This is a genomic window from Lysobacter panacisoli (genome assembly GCF_009765165.1).
GTDB lineage: Bacteria > Pseudomonadota > Gammaproteobacteria > Xanthomonadales > Xanthomonadaceae > Lysobacter_J > Lysobacter_J panacisoli.
Genome location: NZ_VLNU01000001.1, coordinates 3,424,760 through 3,440,572, shown reverse-complemented (window position 1 = coordinate 3,440,572; position 15,813 = coordinate 3,424,760). Strand labels below are relative to the sequence as shown.

The following is a 15,813-nucleotide window of genomic DNA, read 5'->3' as shown; positions in this document are numbered from 1 at the left end:
CGCGATAATTATCGCGTAACTTATGAGCGGGAAGTCAGAACGAATCGCCAGGTACCCGCACCCAGCCTTCCATTAGCACGCGGGCGCTGCGGCTCATGATCGCCTTGGTCACGGTCCACTGGCCATCGTCCATCCGTGCCTGAGCGCCGACACGCAGCGTTCCGGACGGATGGCCGAAGCGCACGGCTTCGCGTTCGCCGCCGCCAGCGGCACGGTTCACCAGCGTGCCGGGAATCGAAGCGGCGGTGCCGATGGCGACTGCGGCAGTACCCATCATCGCGTGGTGCAGCTTGCCCATCGACAGGGCGCGCGCGTGCAGGTCGATCTCGCCGGCGGCGATGCGCTTGCCGCTGGAGGACACGTAATCCTGCGCCGGCGCGACGAAGGCGACCTTGGGCGAGTGCTGGCGCGTGGCAATCTGGTCGAGGTTCTCGATCAGGCCCATGCGCAACGCACCGTGCGCGCGGATCGCTTCGAACCGCGCGAGCGCCTTCGGGTCGTCGTTGATCGCGCCCTGCAGCTCGGTGCCGGTGTAACCCAGCTCGGCGGCATCGAGGAAGATGGTCGGGATGCCCGCGGTGATCATCGTCGCCTTGAACGTGCCCACGCCCGGAACCTCGAGATCGTCCACGAGGTTGCCGGTCGGGAACATCGAGCCGCCTTCGCCGTCGTCGGACGGGTTGAGGAACTCCAGCTGGATCTCCGCCGCCGGGAAGGTCACGCCGTCGAGTTCGAAGTCGCCGGTTTCCTGAACCTGTCCGCCGGTGATCGGCACGTGCGCGACGATGGTCTTGCCGATGTTCGCCTGCCAGATGCGCACCGTGCAGATGCCGTCCTGCGGAATGCGGGCCGGATCGATGATCCCGGCGGCGATGGCGAGCGGGCCGACTGCCGTGCTCAGGTTGCCGCAGTTGCCGCTCCAGTCGACGAAGGCCTTGTCGATGGACACCTGGCCGTAGAGGTAGTCGACGTCGTGGTCGGGCACGGACGACTTGCCGATGATCACGCACTTGCTAGTGCTCGACGTCGCCCCGCCCATGCCGTCGGTGTGCTTGCCGTAGGGATCGGGCGAGCCGATCACGCGCATCAGCAGCGCGTCGCGCGCCGGACCGGGGACGCGCGCACGCTCGGGCAGATCCTCCAGACGGAAGAACACGCCCTTGCTGGTGCCACCGCGCATGTAGGTGGCGGGAATGCGGATCTGCGGTGCGTGGCTCATGGCGTGTTCGCTTCTGTGTTCGCGGTTTGAAGATGTCATCCCCGCGAAGGCGGGGATCCAGCCGTCCGACGCCTCAGGCTTGCCGTCGGTCGTGACGTCGCGGCGCGTTGGATTCCCGCCTTCGCGGGAATGACGGCTTTTGTATCAAGCGCCGTCCGGAATCTCAGGCTCGACCAGCTTGGCCAGCATCTCCAGCGACTCTTGCCAACCGAGGTAGCAGAACTCGACGGGGATCGAATCGGGAATGCCCTGCTGGACGACGTGCAGTTCCGTGCTGACCATGCCGCGCTTCAGCGTCACGGTCACTTCCATCTGGCCGGGCAGGTCGGGATTGTCGAACTGGTCGTTGTAGCGGAGCTTCTCGCCAGGCACGAGTTCCAGGTACGTGCCGCCGAAGGAATGGCTGCCACCGGTGCCGAAGTTGGTGAACGACATGCGATAGCCGCCGCCCACGCGCGCGTCCATCGAGTGCACCTTGCCGGTGAAGCCGTGCGGCGGGAGCCACTTCACCATCGCGTCGGGGTCGAGGAACGCGCGGTAGATGCGCTCGGCCGGAGCGCGGATGACGCGATGCAGGGTGACGGTGCCGGGCATGTCGTTACTCCTCCTTGCTGTGATGGAGCGGTGGCCTGACCGGTGTCAGGCCGCCGCCTTGGACGACTCCAGGAAATCCTGTGCGAAGCGCTGCAGCACGCCGCCGGCTTCGTAGATCGACACTTCCTCGTCGCTGTCGAGGCGGCAGGTCACGGGTACTTCGACCCGCTCGCCGTTCTTGCGATGGATGACCAGCGTCAGGTCCGCGCGCGGCTTGCGCTCGCCGGTGACGTCGAAGGTCTCGGTGCCGTCGATGCCCAGCGTCAGGCGATTGGTGCCCGGCTTGAACTCCAGCGGCAGCACGCCCATACCGATCAGGTTGGTGCGATGGATCCGCTCGAAGCCCTCGGCCACGATCGCCTCCACGCCAGCCAGGCGCACGCCCTTGGCGGCCCAGTCGCGCGAGGAACCCTGTCCGTAGTCGGCGCCGGCGATGATGATCAGCGGCTGCTTGCGCTCCATGTAGGTCTCGATGGCTTCCCACATGCGCACGACCTGGCCGTCCGGTTCGATGCGCGCCAGCGACCCCTTCTTCACCTGGCCGTCGACCACCGCCATCTCGTTGAGCAGCGTCGGGTTGGCGAAGGTGGCGCGTTGCGCGGTGAGGTGGTCGCCGCGGTGCGTCGCGTACGAATTGAAGTCCTCTTCCGGCAGGCCCATCTTCGCCAGGTATTCGCCGGCGGCGCTGCTGGCGAGGATCGCGTTGGACGGCGACAGGTGGTCGGTCGTGATGTTGTCGCCCAGCACCGCCAGCGGACGCAGCCCGCGCAGCGTGCGTTCGCCGGCCAGCGCGCCTTCCCAGTAGGGCGGGCGGCGGATGTAGGTGCTCTGCGCGCGCCAGTCGTAAAGCGGGCTGACCCTCTCGCCGTGTTCCACGCGCACGTTGAACATCGGTCCGTAGACCTTGCGGAACTGCTCGGGCTTCACGCTCTGCGCGACGATCGCGTCGATCTCCGCGTCGCTCGGCCAGATGTCCTTGAGGTGGACCGGCTTGCCGTCGCCATCGATGCCGAGCACATCGCGTTCGATGTCGAAACGCACGGTACCGGCGATCGCGTAGGCCACCACCAGCGGCGGCGAGGCGAGGAACGCCTGCTTCGCGTAGGGATGGATGCGGCCGTCGAAGTTGCGGTTGCCCGACAGCACGGCGGTGGCGTACAGGTCGCGGTCGATGATCTCCTGCTGGATCGCCGGATCCAGCGCGCCCGACATGCCATTGCAGGTGGTGCAGGCGAAGGCGACGATGCCGAAGCCGAGTTTCTCCAGATCCGGCAGCAGCTTCGCTTCTTCCAGGTACAGCTGCACGGCCTTCGAGCCCGGCGCGAGCGAGGACTTCACCCACGGCTTGCGGGTCAGCCCGCGTGCGTTGGCGTTGCGCGCCAGCAGCGCGGCGGCGATGACGTTGCGCGGATTGCTGGTGTTGGTGCAGCTGGTGATGGCGGCGATGATCACCGCGCCGTCCGGCATCAGGCCTTCGGCTTCCTGCGCCAGCGCCTGGTCGAGGTTGACCGCGATGCCGCGTTCGGCGAGGTCGGAGGTCGGCAGTCGCTTGTGCGGGTTCGACGGGCCGGCCATGTTGCGCACGACACTGGACAGGTCGAACGTGAGCGTGCGTTCGTACTGCGCATTTTGCAGGTTGTCGGCCCACAGGCCGGCGGTCTTCGCGTAGGTCTCGACCAGCTTCACCTGCGCGTCCTCGCGGCCGGTGAGGCGCAGGTAGTCCAGGGTCTGGCCGTCGATGAAGAACATCGCCGCGGTCGCGCCGTACTCGGGCGCCATGTTGGAGATCGTCGCGCGGTCGCCAAGGGTGAGGCTGGCGGCGCCTTCGCCACGGAATTCCAGGTACGCGCCGACGACCTTCTCCTTGCGCAGGAATTCGGTCAGCGCCAGCACGATGTCGGTGGCGGTGATGCCGTCCTGGCGCTTGCCGGTGAGCTCGACGCCGATGATGTCCGGCAGGCGCATCCACGAGGCGCGGCCAAGCATCACGTTCTCCGCCTCCAGACCGCCGACGCCGATGGCGATCACGCCCAGCGCATCGACGTGCGGCGTGTGGCTGTCGGTGCCCACGCAGGTGTCGGGGAAGGCGACGCCCCTGCCGTTATCGTCGCGTTGCGTCTGGATCACCGGCGACATCTTCTCCAGGTTGATCTGATGCATGATCCCGTTGCCCGGCGGGATCACGTCGACGTTCTCGAACGCCAGCTTGGTCCAGTCGATGAAGTGGAACCGGTCCTCGTTGCGGCGATCCTCGATCGCGCGGTTCTTGGCGAACGCGTCCGGATCGTAGCCGCCGCATTCCACCGCCAGCGAGTGATCGACGATCAACTGCACGGGCACCACCGGATTGACCTTGGCGGGATCGCCGCCCTGGTCGGCGATGGCGTCGCGCAGGCCGGCCAGGTCCACCAGCGCGGTCTGGCCGAGGATGTCGTGGCACACCACGCGCGCCGGGAACCACGGGAAGTCCAGGTCGCGACGGCGTTCGATGAGCTGCCTCAGCGAATCGGTCAGCGTCGCCGGGTCGCAGCGCCGCACCAGGTTCTCGGCGAGCACGCGCGAGGTATAGGGCAGGGCATCCCAGGCGCCGGGTTGGATCGCATCGACCGCCTCGCGCGCGTCGAAGTAGTCCAGCGAGGTACCGGGAAGCGGCTTGCGGTATTGGGTGTTCATCGGCGATCGAAACCTGGAGTGGCGGGCGGCCGTGGCGCGAGGCCGTCGGTGGCTGGCTGGCCGCGCAGACGCGGGGAACGCCAATTTTGCCACTTCCGGCGAGTCGGTTGGCTGACCGGATGCGGCGGGACGCGTTCGACGATGGAATGAGGACGGCGCGTCGGGCATCCTGTCGCGATGGTTCAGGAAACGACGAGCGCGCAGGCCTTCCCGGACGACGACGTGCGCTGGATGCGCCACGCGCTGGCGCTGGCGGAACGCGCCGAGCGCGAGGACGACGAGATCCCGGTCGGCGCGGTGCTGGTGTCGGCCGACGGCGAGGTGCTGGGCGAGGGCTGGAACCGCAACATCACCGAACACGATCCCACCGCGCACGCGGAGATCGTCGCCATGCGCCAGGCCGGCCAGCGCCTGAACAACCATCGCCTGCTGGGCAGCACGCTCTACGTGACGCTGGAGCCCTGCGCCATGTGCGCGATGGCGATGGTGCATGCACGGGTCGCGCGCGTCGTGTACGGGGCGACCGATCCGAAGACCGGCGCCGCGGGCAGCGTGTTCGACCTGCTCGCCGACCCACGCCACAACCATCGCGTGCAGATCACCGGCGGCGTCCTCGGTGAGGAAGCCGGCCTGCGCCTGACCACGTATTTCCGCCGCAAGCGCGGCAAGACGTCCTGACGACGGTCAGCGTCGCGTTGCGACGCTGCAGTCCATGCCCGCGCCTGCATGCACGGTGCGCGGCAATCCCACGGGAATGTCGCGCAATCGTGCTTCCATCCCGCGTGTGAGGTGGAGCCGCCCGTCCGAGGTGACCAGCAGGGCGCAGCCCAGGCGCATACGTGCCAGCAGGCGATCGAAGCCCGGTTCGCCGGCCACCATCAGCGCGGTCGCGGCCATGTCGGCCAGCACCGGATCGTCGGCGAGCACGGTGGTCGCCGCGCTGCGACGCTGTGGTCGCCCTTCGCGCGGATCGACGATGTGGCCGCCGCCGTCGGTCCGTCGTCGCAGGTAATCCCCGGACGAGGACAGGGCCTCGCCGTCGCGCAGTCGCACGGTGCCCAGCAGTTCCTTCGGACCGCGAACGCCGACTTCCCAGTCCGCGCCGCGGTCGTGTCCGAGCGCGAGCACGAAGCCGCCGACGTAGACCAGCGCATCATGCAGGCCGTGCTCCGCCAGTACGCGCTGCGCCTGCAGCGAGGCGTAGCCTTCGGAGAGGCCATTGAGGTCCAGCGAAACCGCCGGATTGCGGCTGCTGATCGTGGTGCCGTGGACATCCACGTCGATCATCGCGGGCGCTTGCGCGACCAGCTGCTCGATGCGCGGCGCGGCCGGCGCGGCGGTGCGCACGGGGTAATCGCCAGTGTGGAATCCCCATGCGCCGATCAGTTTCCCGGCGGCAGCGTTGAACAGGCCATCGGTGAGGTCGTAGCCGCGCTGCGCATGGCGGATCATTTCCGCCATGTCGGCATCGACTTCGCGTGATTGGCCGCGCGCGAGCGCCTCGTTGAGGCGGGTGAGTTCGCTGGGTTCCCAGGCGTGCCAGCGGCGATGGTCGTCCGCGAGCTTGCGGCCGATCGCGGACAAGGCCGTTTCGGCGCTTTCGCGATCGCGCGTCTGCACGACGATGCGCGCACGCGAACCGAAGACGAGGTATTCCGCCTCGACCTGCGCGACCGGCCGCAACCGCACCAGCGCCGTCGCCACGATCGCGACGAGTGCCACGACCACTGCCAATCGTCCGAGGCGGAGCCTGCCGATCGGGCGACGCTGGCTCTTCATGGCTCGGGCGTGTCGGCCAGTCGGGCGAGAAAGCGGGGCAGGACGTATTCGCGCGCGTCTACGCCGTCGAAGTCCCACGGATCGGCGTCGATGGACGCGTCGGGCCGACGCAGGCGGGCGCGTGTGGCGATCTCGTCGCCCTCGCGCGGCGCGGTATCCAGACGCCATGTGCGCCCATCGACGCTCCACTGCAGCGCCCACTGTGTCGGCGAAACCACACGTGCGATGGCGGCGATCCTGTCGTCCGAGAACGACACCGCGTCCGGATGCACGGTGATGTTCGACGCCAACGACTCCGGCAGCGTTTCCAGCAGATCCGCCAACGGCGCGCTGCAGGGCTCGGGCGATTGGCCGGTGTCGCGGCAGCGCCACTCGATCCAGGCGCGCAATGCGTCATGTTGTTCCAGCAGCAGGGCCATGCCGAGCCATGTGTCGTATCCCGTGTCCGGATCGACCTCGCCGGCGCGAACCGCATCCAGGAGGGCGTCGGCGTCGCCGAATCCGCTCTGCTCCAGCAGCTCTTTGCGCTGTTCGCGCAGGTCGAAGGCGCGACGCGACGCCGCGGCCAGTTCCAGCGCCTTTTCCGGTGCCATGCCTACGAAGAAAGGTTCCATCGTCGTCTCACATTCCCTGGTCGTGGGTCGTGCCGCCGTCGAGCCGTACCTGGTTGGGCGTGATTTCCGAGAACGGCAGCACCTTGCCGCCGAACTTGCGCGCGAACACCTCGGCATCGGCGCGCAGGGCGAAGCTGGCCAGGGTCGGTCCCATGCTGCCGACGCGACGCGAGCCTTCGACGTAGAAGGCGTCCTCGACGCGGATCCAATGTCCTGCCGGTGTCTCCCAGTTGGCGCGCGCCATGTCCTGGGTATAGGCGCCGTCGACCTTGCGCACCTGTTCGGGCATCAGCACGACCGACAACAGTTCCACCGTGTCGCAGAAGTACGAGGTCTTGCCGTCGGCGTAACGGATCTGCCCCTTCGGGCCGGGGAAATCCGCCAGCGTCATGCCGTCGAGTTCGCAGATCTCGCCTGCGCGCGGCTCGATCGGCGCGGTTGTCACCGACGTGCGCTCGCCACAGGCGGACAGCAGGAGCGCGGGCAGGGCCAGCGCGACAAGGCGGCGCAATCGCGCGCGCCCATTCGAACGCAATGTCATCGGAACCTCCAAAGGGCGATGCCCAGCGGTGCGACGATCCACGACAGCATCACCACGCACAGCAGGACGGGGTTGTTCCAGTGGTCCGACAGCAGCGTTTCCATGCCGAAAGCGCTGCGCATCGACTCCATCCCGAACACGTTGAGTACGCGGAACACGTCCGCCGGATTGAGCAGCAGCGCGTACGGCGCCCACGTCGATGCGTTGCGTCCGGCGGAGGCGACGAGCACACCCAGCAGCGCGAGGTCGAACACCAGAACGAAGAAGAACCAGATCGCGATCGCCGCGCCCGATGCGCGGGCGCGTTCGCGCGAAACGACGGACACCAGTACGGCGATGCTGAGGAAGGCGAGGCCGAGCAGCAGCGTGCTGCCGACGAAGGTGAGGTAGAGCAACAGGCCGTCGGCGTCGAGGCGTCCGGCCAGCGGCAGCAGCGCGGCCCCGAGACCGGCGAGCGTGGACAGGCCCAGCGCCGCGCCGAGCCCGCAGTACTTGCCCAGCAATAGTCCCTGTCGCGATATCGGCATCGACAACAACAGGTCGAGCGTGCCGCGCTCGCGCTCGCCGACGATCGCGTCGAAGCCAAGCAGAAGCGCGATCAGCGGCACGAGGTAGATCGCCAGGCTGGTCAGGCTTGCCACGGTGACGCCGATGCCGCGGAAACCCACCTCACCGCTCTGAGCGCCACCGAAGTACGCGATCAGCAGCGCGAAGACCGCCAACACCAGCGCCACGGCGAGTACCCACCGGTTGCGCAGGCGATCGCGGAATTCCTTGCCGGCGACGGCGAGGAAGGGACGCAGCGCCGAGTGGTTGGCAACCGACGGGGCGATGTGCGCATCGTGCTTCATGCATCCGCTCCACGGTGGGACAGACGCAGGAAGACATCCTCCAGCGTCGGATCGGTGACTTCGAACCCGGAGATCGCATCGCCGAGCGAAGCCAGCAACGCGATCAGCGGGACCTTTCGTGTCATGGGCGCTTCGAAGCTCAGGCGATGGCCGTCGACGATCGTCGGGCCGAAGCCCGCGTCGGATACCGCACGATCGATGCGTTCGATCGCGTCTGGGCGCAGCTCCACGCGCACGCGCGCCGGCAGTTCAGCCGTGCGCCCCAGCTCGGCGACGGATCCGTGCGCGAGCAGCCGTCCGTTCGCCATGATCGCCAGCGAATCGACGCGCGGTTCGATCTCCGACAGCAGGTGCGAGCTGATCACCACGCTGACGCCGTCGTCGCGCAAATCGTCCAGCGCTTCGTAGAACGTGCGGGTGGCGACCGGGTCGAGGCCGTTGGTGGGTTCGTCGAGCAACAGCAGCGAAGGCCGGCCGATCAGCGCCTGGGCGAAACCCAGCCGCTGACGCATCCCCTTGGAGTACTCACGGACCTTGCGGTGCGCTGCGTCGACCAGGCCCACGCGTTCGAGCAGGCCTTCGCAGGCGCGCGCGTCCGCGGACTTGATGCGCGCGAAGAAGCGCAGCGTCTCCAGACCGCTGAGGTTGTCGTACAGCGCGAGGTTCTCGGGCAGGTAGCCGATCCCGCGTCGCACCGACAGCGGACTTCCGCGCTCGATCCGCTCGCCGCGGATGCGGATCGTGCCGAGGGTGGGGCGCAGGATGCCGAGCATCATCTTGAACAGCGTGCTCTTGCCGGCACCGTTGTGGCCGGTGAGGCCGAAGATCTGGCCGGCTTCGACGCGCAGGCTGACGTCGTCGACGGCGTGCACGGCACCGTAGTGCATGCTCGCGCCGTCGATCTCGATCATCGCCACGCTCACGGCGATTCTCCGCGCGGCTTGCCGCGTTCGAGCCACTGCGCCCAGTCCGCGTGGTGCGGGCGCATCGCCGGCTTCTCGTCGACGATGGTTGCCACGCGCATCACCGGGAACTGGCGCGCGATCATTTTCAGGGTCTGCATCACGGGACTGTTGTCCAGAAGCTTGACGAAGGGATAACGGGTGACCATGCGGTCGACCGCGTCGCTGGCCTCGAACGGAACATCCCCACGGGCATCGCCGTCCTGGTCCCAGCCGAGGTAGTTGCTCCAGAAATTGCCGCCGCCACGGCCCCACTGCACATCGCGCGAGGCGACATAGCGCACCTGTTCGCCGTTGTGGATGAAGTCGTTGCCGTCCACCTCGTTGTGGTACGAGCCCGCCCACAGATGCATGCCGACGCGATTGCCGGCGACGAGGTTGCCGCGCAGGACGTTGTACTCGGCGTCGTAGACGAACAGGCCGCGCGCGTTGCCGACGCTGATGTTGTCGGCGATGGTCGAATCCTGGAGCGTGCGCAGCATGATCCCGTGATCGGCATTGTTCCATGTGCGGTTCCCGATCACCTGGATGTCGCGCACTTCCATCAGCGCCAGTCCGCCGAGGTTGTCGTGGCTGTCGTTGCCCTGCCAGACATTGCGGTAGGAGTTCATGTAGTGCGATCCGTATCGCACATGGTGGATCTCGTTGCCGATGAATCGCGCGTCGTGGGACACGTCGACGTAGATGCCGTCGCGGGTGAAGCTGATCTGGTTGTGCAGGATGCGGGCGCGCTGGCTGTTGTAGAGCTGGATGCCGTTGCCGCGCTGCGACGAGAGCCGGTGGCGCATGCCGGTCACCAGGTTTCGCTCGATCAGCACGTCATCGGCCTTTTCGATCCACAGGCCGAACAGCACGTTCGCGAACACGCATTCGCGCACGATCGCGCGGTGCGATCCGGGTTGCAGGTAGATGCCCGCGTTCTGCTGGCCGAGGTCGCCGCCGCCGTCGCGCACGATCAGCTTCTCGATGCGCACGTCGGGCGAGGCGACGCGGATCACGTCGCCATGACCGTCGCCGCTGACGCTGACGCCCTCGGCGCCCAGCAGCGTCAGCGGCTTGTCGATGCGCAGGTTCTCGACGTAGCGGCCGCGTTCGATCTCGATAACGTCGCCGGCGCTGGCGCGCTCGATGGCATCGCCGATGCGTTCGCCGGCACGCACCTGCAGAGTGGCGGCTTCCGGTTTCGCGCAGGCCAACGCGCCGAGAAGTCCGGCCAGCATCGCAACGGTCCGCGCATTCACCGTATTCACTCGGTCAGCCTCAACGGAATGAAGTGGCCATCGCGTCCGACCGGCGTGAGCGGCTGGCCGGCCTTGGTGCGTCGCTTGCGCTCGCTGGCAAGCGGAGGGCAGGCGTGGTCGTCGTAGTACAGGACCATGCAATCCAGACACTGCATGCATTCGCTCGGGTCGATGCGGCCGCGCTCATCGATGGCCTGCGAACCGCAGCCAGCGGCGCAGGCCTTGCAGGTGCTGCACTCGGCCTTGCGCCACAGCCCAAACAGGCGGAAGCGCGAGGGAATGGCAAGACCCGCACCGAGCGGACACAGGTACTTGCAGAACGGACGCTCCATGAACATCGACGCGACCATCAGCAAAGTCCAGAACACGACGAACGGCCAGCTTCGCGTCCACACATGGACGAGGAACGTGGTCTTGAACGGTTCTACTTCGGCCAGGCGTTCGGCCAGTGCCATAGAGTGCAGCGACGCGGCGACAAGCACCGCCAGCACCACGTACTTGGTCCAGCGCAGCCGGTGGTGCCAGCGCGATGGCAGCTTGAACTGCCACTTCTTCAGACCGATGCGGCCGGCGAACTTGTACAGCAGTTCTGAGAGCGAGCCGTACGGACACAGCCATCCGCAGAACACGCCGCGTCCCCACAGCACGATGGTGATCGCGATGAAGATCCAGAACAGGAAGATCAGCGGATCGCTCAGGAACAGATCCCAGCGCCAGCCGTCGCGAACCGAGTGGAGCAGGGTGAGCAACTGCACGACCGACGGCTGTGCGAGTTGCGAGAACCCGACGAACACGACCGCGACCAGCCACACCGTGATGTGCGGCCACAGGATCCAGCGCTTGTCGGTGCGGCGCGAGCGGGCGGCCCAGCGACGGTGCGTCGCGTAGAAGGCGGCGGTGAACGCGAGCAGGGTGACGAACCCCGCGATTTCCCAGCGCTTGTTCTTCCACGCCTGCACCCACGTCGGCATGGGCTTCTGCACGACCGGCCGACCGCCTTGCAGATGGCGTGACGGCAACCAGTACTCGGCGTCGAAGTTGGCGTATTCGGTCTGGTGTCCGACTTCGCTGCGGTTCGACAGGAAGGTCAGCTTCCACGGATACGCGGCGGAGAACGACGGGTCGCGCAGGACGAAGATGCCCGATTCGCGGTACTCCGGCGCACCCTCGGCTCGGATGCCGTGCAGGGTGAGGTAGTCGGTGTCGCGGAAGCTATGGACCTCGACGTCCTGCGACACCTGGATGCGATCGTAGATGCCGCCGCGCACGAAGGCCGAACCCTTGAACGAGCTGCTCCCGTCGCCGACGACGAAGATCGCGTGTTCGCCGGGCGCAAGGCCGGACATGAGGCGGCGGTACCCGGAATCACCGAGGATGCTGGTGCCGATTGACGGCGCGTTGAGGTAGCCGAACCACAGGTCGATGAACGGTTGTTCCGACGGCGGTGCGCCGACATCTTCGGCGCGTACGGTCAATCGTTGCACGCTGCCTTCGTCGACGAGCTGCGCCCAGTTGCGCGGCGTCGCATCGGCGACGAGTCGTGCCTGCGGTCGTTGCACCGCGTCCACCAGACCGACCTGGCGCGCGACGGCGTAGCTGCCACGGCTGATGGCCTGGTTCTCGGCGATAACCGTCACCGTTGCGCCGCTGACGGCCGCCATCGCGATGTGGTCGCCTTCGGCCTTGCCGAGTTCGTAGCGCGCGCCCGGTGGCGTGCCGTTGTACTGGGCGATGTAGCGCGACAGTTCCGATTCGGGGATGCCCGCGAGCAGAATCGGCTCACTGTGCTTGAGGATGCGGGCCCCGTTGATGCGGCCCTGCGCGTCCATGCCCACCAGCGTGACGATCGGCTTTCCCGAATAGCCGACGATTTCCGGCGTGACGTCGGTGGTGAGGAACACGTAGCCGACGACTTCCTCGCGACCATCGACATCGCGCAGTCCCTTCACGAACGCGGGATTGCCTTCTCGCAACGAGAAGCGCATGGCCTGCGGCAGCACGCTGTCGCAGGCCGTGTGACGGCACATGTCGGGATCGGAGAACAGCGCCGGCGGCAGTTCGCTTTCGTACGATGCTGCGCGCACCAGACCGGACGCGAAGCACAGCACGAGCGAAGCCAGCAGCGCCAGCAGGGAAGTGCGGCTCATCGAGGGAAGCTCCACTTCGAAGGCGACGCGCTCCCTGATGGAAGCGCGTCGCGCGTACGCGTTACTGCGAGCTCGCGACCATGTGGTCGACTGCGGCCTTGACCGTGGCATCGTCGAGCGAAGGATTGCCGCCGCGCGCCGGCATCATGCCCTTCGCGCCGCTGAAGCCTTCGATCGCATGCTTGTAGAGCGTGTCCTTGCCCTGGGCGATGCGCGCGCTCCAGTCGTCCTTGTTGCCCACTACCGGCGCGCCCATCGCGGGCGTGCCGTGGCACATCGCGCAGGTCTTCTGGTAGGTCTGGTCGCCGCCGCCCGTCGCGGCGACGGATGCTTCGGTGACGGCAGCCGCGGCCGGTGCTTCGGCTTGCGTCGCGCTTTCGACGACCGGCGCACTGGCCACCGGAGGCACTGTCGCGGCAGCAGGCGCGGATGCATCGGCTGCAACCGATGGTTCGGAGTTCCCGCCACAACCGGCAAGGGCGAAGGCCAGGAGCACGCTGCAACCACGAAGCGACCAGTTGGCGAACATCGGTGTGAATCCTCTACGTATGGGAAGGTTCGCCGATGGTCGGCGCTTGCTGCGCACGTTATCCGTCGAACCGATACCTCGACATTGACTTGGATCAATGCTGCGTCCGATGGCGCCGGCGGATGATGCGTGCGCCATCAATGGACCTCATGTGGAGGACGACTGTGAGTAGCGAAACGGGGAATGCAGATCGCACGAACAACCAGGGACGTCGCAAGTTCCTGGAAACGACCGCACTTGCGGGCGTGGCCACGGCGGGCTTCGGCCTGCTGACGGCATGCGCGCCAAAGGAGCCTGGAGGGAAGGGCGGAGCAGGCAGTGCGACCGGCGCCGCCGCCGCATCCGCCGGCAAGGCGGTCGAAGTGACTCCGGGCAAGCTCGACGATTACTACCTGCTGTCGTCCGGCGGACACTCCGGCGAGATGCGCATCTATGGCGTGCCGTCCGGCCGTACCATCAAGCGTATTCCGGTGTTCAACATCGATCCGATGGTCGGTTGGGGCATCACCAACGAATCCAAGGCGATCATCGGCACCAAGCCGAGTGGTGAGCTTCGCTACTGGACCGGCGATACCCACCACGTCCACGGCTCGTACGAGGACGGTACCTACGACGGCAAGTACTTCTGGGTCAACGACAAGCTGCACAGCCGCGTGGCGCGCATCCGTGGCGATACGTTCGAGTGCGACCGCATCACCGACATCCCGAACGTGCAGGGCCAGCACGGCCTGTTCCCGGACAAGCGCGATCCGGTCAAGCGCGACATCAACCGCACGACGCGTGTGTTCGCGGGCGCCGAGTTCGCCCTGCCGCTGCCCAACGACGGGCGCGACATGGATTCGCCGGAGAAGTACGGCTGTCTGTTCACCTGTCTCGACGCCGAGACGATGCAGGTACGCTGGCAGTGCCAGGTCGACGGCAACATGGACCTCGTCGCGACTTCGTACGACGGCAAGTACGCGGCGTCGAACCAGTACAACGTCGAAGGCGGCGCCCACTACGAAGACATGATGTCCGCCGAGCACGACGCCTGCGTGTTCTTCGACGTGGCGCGCATCGAAGCCGCGATCGCGGCGGGCAGGACGTTCACCATCGGCGATTCGAAGGTGCCGGTCGTCGACGGTCGCAAGGCCGCCAACGCCGATCCCGCCACCGCGCTGACCTGCTACGTGCCGATTCCGAAGAACCCGCACGGTGTCAACGCCAGCCCCGACGGCAAGTACTTCGTGTGTTCGGGCAAGCTGTCGCCGACCTGTTCGGTGATCGATCTGTCGCAGGTGGAGAAGTGGTTCGCCGGCCAACTGGGCAATCCGCGCGAGGCGGTGATCGCCGAGCCGAACCTCGGCCTGGGTCCGCTGCACACCGGTTTCGACGGTCGCGGCAATGCGTACACGACGCTGTTCCTCGACAGCAAGATCGTCAAGTGGAACATCGACGCGGCGATCGCGCAGTTCAAGGGCGACAACAAGGCCAAGGTCGTGCTCGATTCGGTCGACGTGCACTACCAGCCGGGCCACGGCTACACCTCGATGGGCGAGACGAAGAACCCGGACGGCAAGTATTTCAACTCCGGCAACAAGTTCTCGAAGGACCGGTTCCTGCCGGTCGGCCCGCTTCACGTCGAGACCGAGCAGCTGATCGACATCTCGGGCGACAAGATGGTGTTGCTGCATGACCACACGGCCTACCCGGAACCGCACGACGCGATCATCGTCAGGGCCGACGTGATCAAGACGCGCCAGGTCTACAACATCGACGAGTTCCCCAACGCGACCAAGAGCGACAAGGAAGCAGGGATCGAGCGCAACGGCAACCGCGTGCACATCCGCATGACGTCGCAGGCGCCCGCGTTCTCGATGCGCGAGTTCACCGTGCGCAAGGGCGACATCGTCACGCTGACGCTGACCAACCTGGACAAGGTCGAGGACCTGACCCACGGCTTTGGCATCCCGCACTACAACATCAACTTCATCGTCAATCCGCAGGAGACGAAGTCGGTGACGTTCGTGGCGGACAAGCCGGGCGTGTACTGGTGCTACTGCACGCACTTCTGCCACGCACTCCACCTGGAAATGCGTTCGCGGATGATCGTCACCGGTTGATTCCGCGTGGCGGGAGGCCCGCTCGGGCCTCCCTTCGGAAGGAAGGAGAGCCCCTGTCCGCAGGGGCTCAGTCGTTGCGCAGGTCGACCCGGTCCTTGGCCAACTGCTCGTCGAGCTCGCGATCGAGCATGCGCAGTCCCAGCGTGGCCTCGCGTCCCAGGCACAGCGACGACGCGAGCATCAGGATCACACCGATGACCGCCAGCCCGGTCGGCAGCAGGTCGAGCCTGTAGCCGAAGAACGCATCGACCGCGATGCCGATGCTGGTGCCGACGAAGGCGGTGATCGATCCATACAGCATGCGCACCGCGGCGAGCACCAGGTAGGAGCGGCGGCGGTGGATGGCGATGCGCGACTCAAGCGCGACGCGCGCGGGTCCCTGTTCGGTGGCGCGCAGAACGTCGATTTCCGAACGCATGCGGTCCACGACGCGTGCCAGCCGGTTGTTCGACGAGATCAGCAGCGAGCTGGCGGCGGTGAGGAAGAACGCCGGCGTGATCATGGCCGAGACGACGGCGTAGTGCGAAGGGTCGATCGCGACGGGCGAGGGCATGGAGGCGT

The 15,813-nt window shown here is 66.8% G+C and carries 14 protein-coding genes; 2 read left to right on the top strand and 12 right to left on the bottom strand.

Annotation, left to right across the window (positions count from 1 at the left end; translation table 11 throughout):
• Positions 1 to 34 precede the first annotated feature (34 nt).
• The 3 genes from prpF to acnD form a co-directional block, all read right to left on the bottom strand.
• Positions 35 to 1,219, bottom strand: coding sequence for a 2-methylaconitate cis-trans isomerase PrpF (gene prpF, locus FOF45_RS16110; RefSeq protein ID WP_158986630.1), 1,185 nt, complete (start codon positions 1,217 to 1,219; stop codon positions 35 to 37).
• 144 nt (positions 1,220 to 1,363) lie between these two features.
• Positions 1,364 to 1,813, bottom strand: a complete 450-nt coding sequence (locus FOF45_RS16105; protein ID WP_158986628.1) for an SRPBCC family protein — start codon at positions 1,811 to 1,813, stop codon at positions 1,364 to 1,366.
• A gap of 45 nt (positions 1,814 to 1,858) precedes the next feature.
• Positions 1,859 to 4,486 carry a Fe/S-dependent 2-methylisocitrate dehydratase AcnD gene (gene acnD / locus FOF45_RS16100; protein ID WP_199244515.1) on the bottom strand — a complete coding sequence of 876 codons (2,628 nt, stop codon included), beginning with the start codon at positions 4,484 to 4,486 and terminating at the stop codon, positions 1,859 to 1,861.
• A gap of 177 nt (positions 4,487 to 4,663) precedes the next feature.
• Here acnD and tadA point away from each other — a divergent pair, with 177 nt between their 5' ends.
• The gene (gene tadA / locus FOF45_RS16095) at positions 4,664 to 5,164 is read left to right on the top strand and encodes a tRNA adenosine(34) deaminase TadA (RefSeq protein ID WP_158986624.1); all 501 of its coding nucleotides are present in this window, start codon (positions 4,664 to 4,666) and stop codon (positions 5,162 to 5,164) included.
• A 6-nt stretch (positions 5,165 to 5,170) separates the two neighbouring features.
• Here tadA and FOF45_RS16090 read toward each other — a convergent pair whose 3' ends face one another.
• The 8 genes from FOF45_RS16090 to FOF45_RS16055 all read right to left on the bottom strand — a co-directional run bounded on the left by FOF45_RS16090 (position 5,171) and on the right by FOF45_RS16055 (position 13,021).
• Complete coding sequence (locus FOF45_RS16090; protein WP_158986622.1) at positions 5,171 to 6,265, bottom strand: FAD:protein FMN transferase; 1,095 nt, start codon at positions 6,263 to 6,265, stop codon at positions 5,171 to 5,173.
• On the bottom strand, positions 6,262 to 6,879 hold the full coding sequence (locus FOF45_RS16085; RefSeq protein WP_158986620.1) for a hypothetical protein: 618 nt from the start codon (positions 6,877 to 6,879) through the stop codon (positions 6,262 to 6,264). Before FOF45_RS16085 ends, FOF45_RS16090 begins: the two co-directional genes overlap by 4 nt.
• 7 nt (positions 6,880 to 6,886) lie before the next feature.
• Entirely contained in the window at positions 6,887 to 7,420 is a 534-nt protein-coding gene (locus tag FOF45_RS16080) for a nitrous oxide reductase accessory protein NosL (protein WP_158986618.1), read from the bottom strand.
• Complete coding sequence (locus tag FOF45_RS16075) at positions 7,417 to 8,271, bottom strand: ABC transporter permease (protein ID WP_158986616.1); 855 nt, start codon at positions 8,269 to 8,271, stop codon at positions 7,417 to 7,419. Before FOF45_RS16075 ends, FOF45_RS16080 begins: the two co-directional genes overlap by 4 nt.
• Positions 8,268 to 9,194 carry an ABC transporter ATP-binding protein gene (locus FOF45_RS16070; protein WP_199244514.1) on the bottom strand — a complete coding sequence of 309 codons (927 nt, stop codon included), beginning with the start codon at positions 9,192 to 9,194 and terminating at the stop codon, positions 8,268 to 8,270. The genes FOF45_RS16075 and FOF45_RS16070 overlap by 4 nt, the downstream gene beginning before the upstream one ends.
• Complete coding sequence (locus tag FOF45_RS16065) at positions 9,191 to 10,453, bottom strand: nitrous oxide reductase family maturation protein NosD (protein ID WP_158986614.1); 1,263 nt, start codon at positions 10,451 to 10,453, stop codon at positions 9,191 to 9,193. The genes FOF45_RS16070 and FOF45_RS16065 overlap by 4 nt, the downstream gene beginning before the upstream one ends.
• Positions 10,454 to 10,479: 26 nt before the next feature.
• The gene (locus FOF45_RS16060) at positions 10,480 to 12,621 is read right to left on the bottom strand and encodes a NosR/NirI family protein (RefSeq protein WP_158986612.1); all 2,142 of its coding nucleotides are present in this window, start codon (positions 12,619 to 12,621) and stop codon (positions 10,480 to 10,482) included.
• Between the two features lie 61 nt (positions 12,622 to 12,682).
• Positions 12,683 to 13,021 carry a c-type cytochrome gene (locus tag FOF45_RS16055; protein ID WP_233264168.1) on the bottom strand — a complete coding sequence of 113 codons (339 nt, stop codon included), beginning with the start codon at positions 13,019 to 13,021 and terminating at the stop codon, positions 12,683 to 12,685.
• 293 nt (positions 13,022 to 13,314) lie between these two features.
• On the opposite strand from FOF45_RS16055, the gene nosZ reads away from it, so the two are divergent.
• A complete protein-coding gene (nosZ, locus tag FOF45_RS16050) occupies positions 13,315 to 15,252 on the top strand; it encodes a TAT-dependent nitrous-oxide reductase (protein WP_233264167.1) in 1,938 nt (645 codons plus the stop codon).
• A gap of 67 nt (positions 15,253 to 15,319) precedes the next feature.
• Here nosZ and FOF45_RS16045 read toward each other — a convergent pair whose 3' ends face one another.
• Positions 15,320 to 15,805 carry a DUF2721 domain-containing protein gene (locus FOF45_RS16045; RefSeq protein ID WP_158986606.1) on the bottom strand — a complete coding sequence of 162 codons (486 nt, stop codon included), beginning with the start codon at positions 15,803 to 15,805 and terminating at the stop codon, positions 15,320 to 15,322.
• Between the last annotated feature and the right edge of the window lie 8 nt (positions 15,806 to 15,813).

Coding starts and splice junctions, on each gene's coding strand:
- prpF (WP_158986630.1), bottom strand. CDS start 1,219: ATGAGCCACGCACCGCAGATCCGCATTCCCGCCACCTACATGCGCGGT.
- FOF45_RS16105 (WP_158986628.1), bottom strand. CDS start 1,813: ATGCCCGGCACCGTCACCCTGCATCGCGTCATCCGCGCTCCGGCCGAG.
- acnD (WP_199244515.1), bottom strand. CDS start 4,486: ATGAACACCCAATACCGCAAGCCGCTTCCCGGTACCTCGCTGGACTAC.
- tadA (WP_158986624.1), top strand. CDS start 4,664: ATGGTTCAGGAAACGACGAGCGCGCAGGCCTTCCCGGACGACGACGTG.
- FOF45_RS16090 (WP_158986622.1), bottom strand. CDS start 6,265: ATGAAGAGCCAGCGTCGCCCGATCGGCAGGCTCCGCCTCGGACGATTG.
- FOF45_RS16085 (WP_158986620.1), bottom strand. CDS start 6,879: ATGGAACCTTTCTTCGTAGGCATGGCACCGGAAAAGGCGCTGGAACTG.
- FOF45_RS16080 (WP_158986618.1), bottom strand. CDS start 7,420: ATGACATTGCGTTCGAATGGGCGCGCGCGATTGCGCCGCCTTGTCGCG.
- FOF45_RS16075 (WP_158986616.1), bottom strand. CDS start 8,271: ATGAAGCACGATGCGCACATCGCCCCGTCGGTTGCCAACCACTCGGCG.
- FOF45_RS16065 (WP_158986614.1), bottom strand. CDS start 10,453: ATGCTGGCCGGACTTCTCGGCGCGTTGGCCTGCGCGAAACCGGAAGCC.
- FOF45_RS16060 (WP_158986612.1), bottom strand. CDS start 12,621: ATGAGCCGCACTTCCCTGCTGGCGCTGCTGGCTTCGCTCGTGCTGTGC.
- FOF45_RS16045 (WP_158986606.1), bottom strand. CDS start 15,805: ATGCCCTCGCCCGTCGCGATCGACCCTTCGCACTACGCCGTCGTCTCG.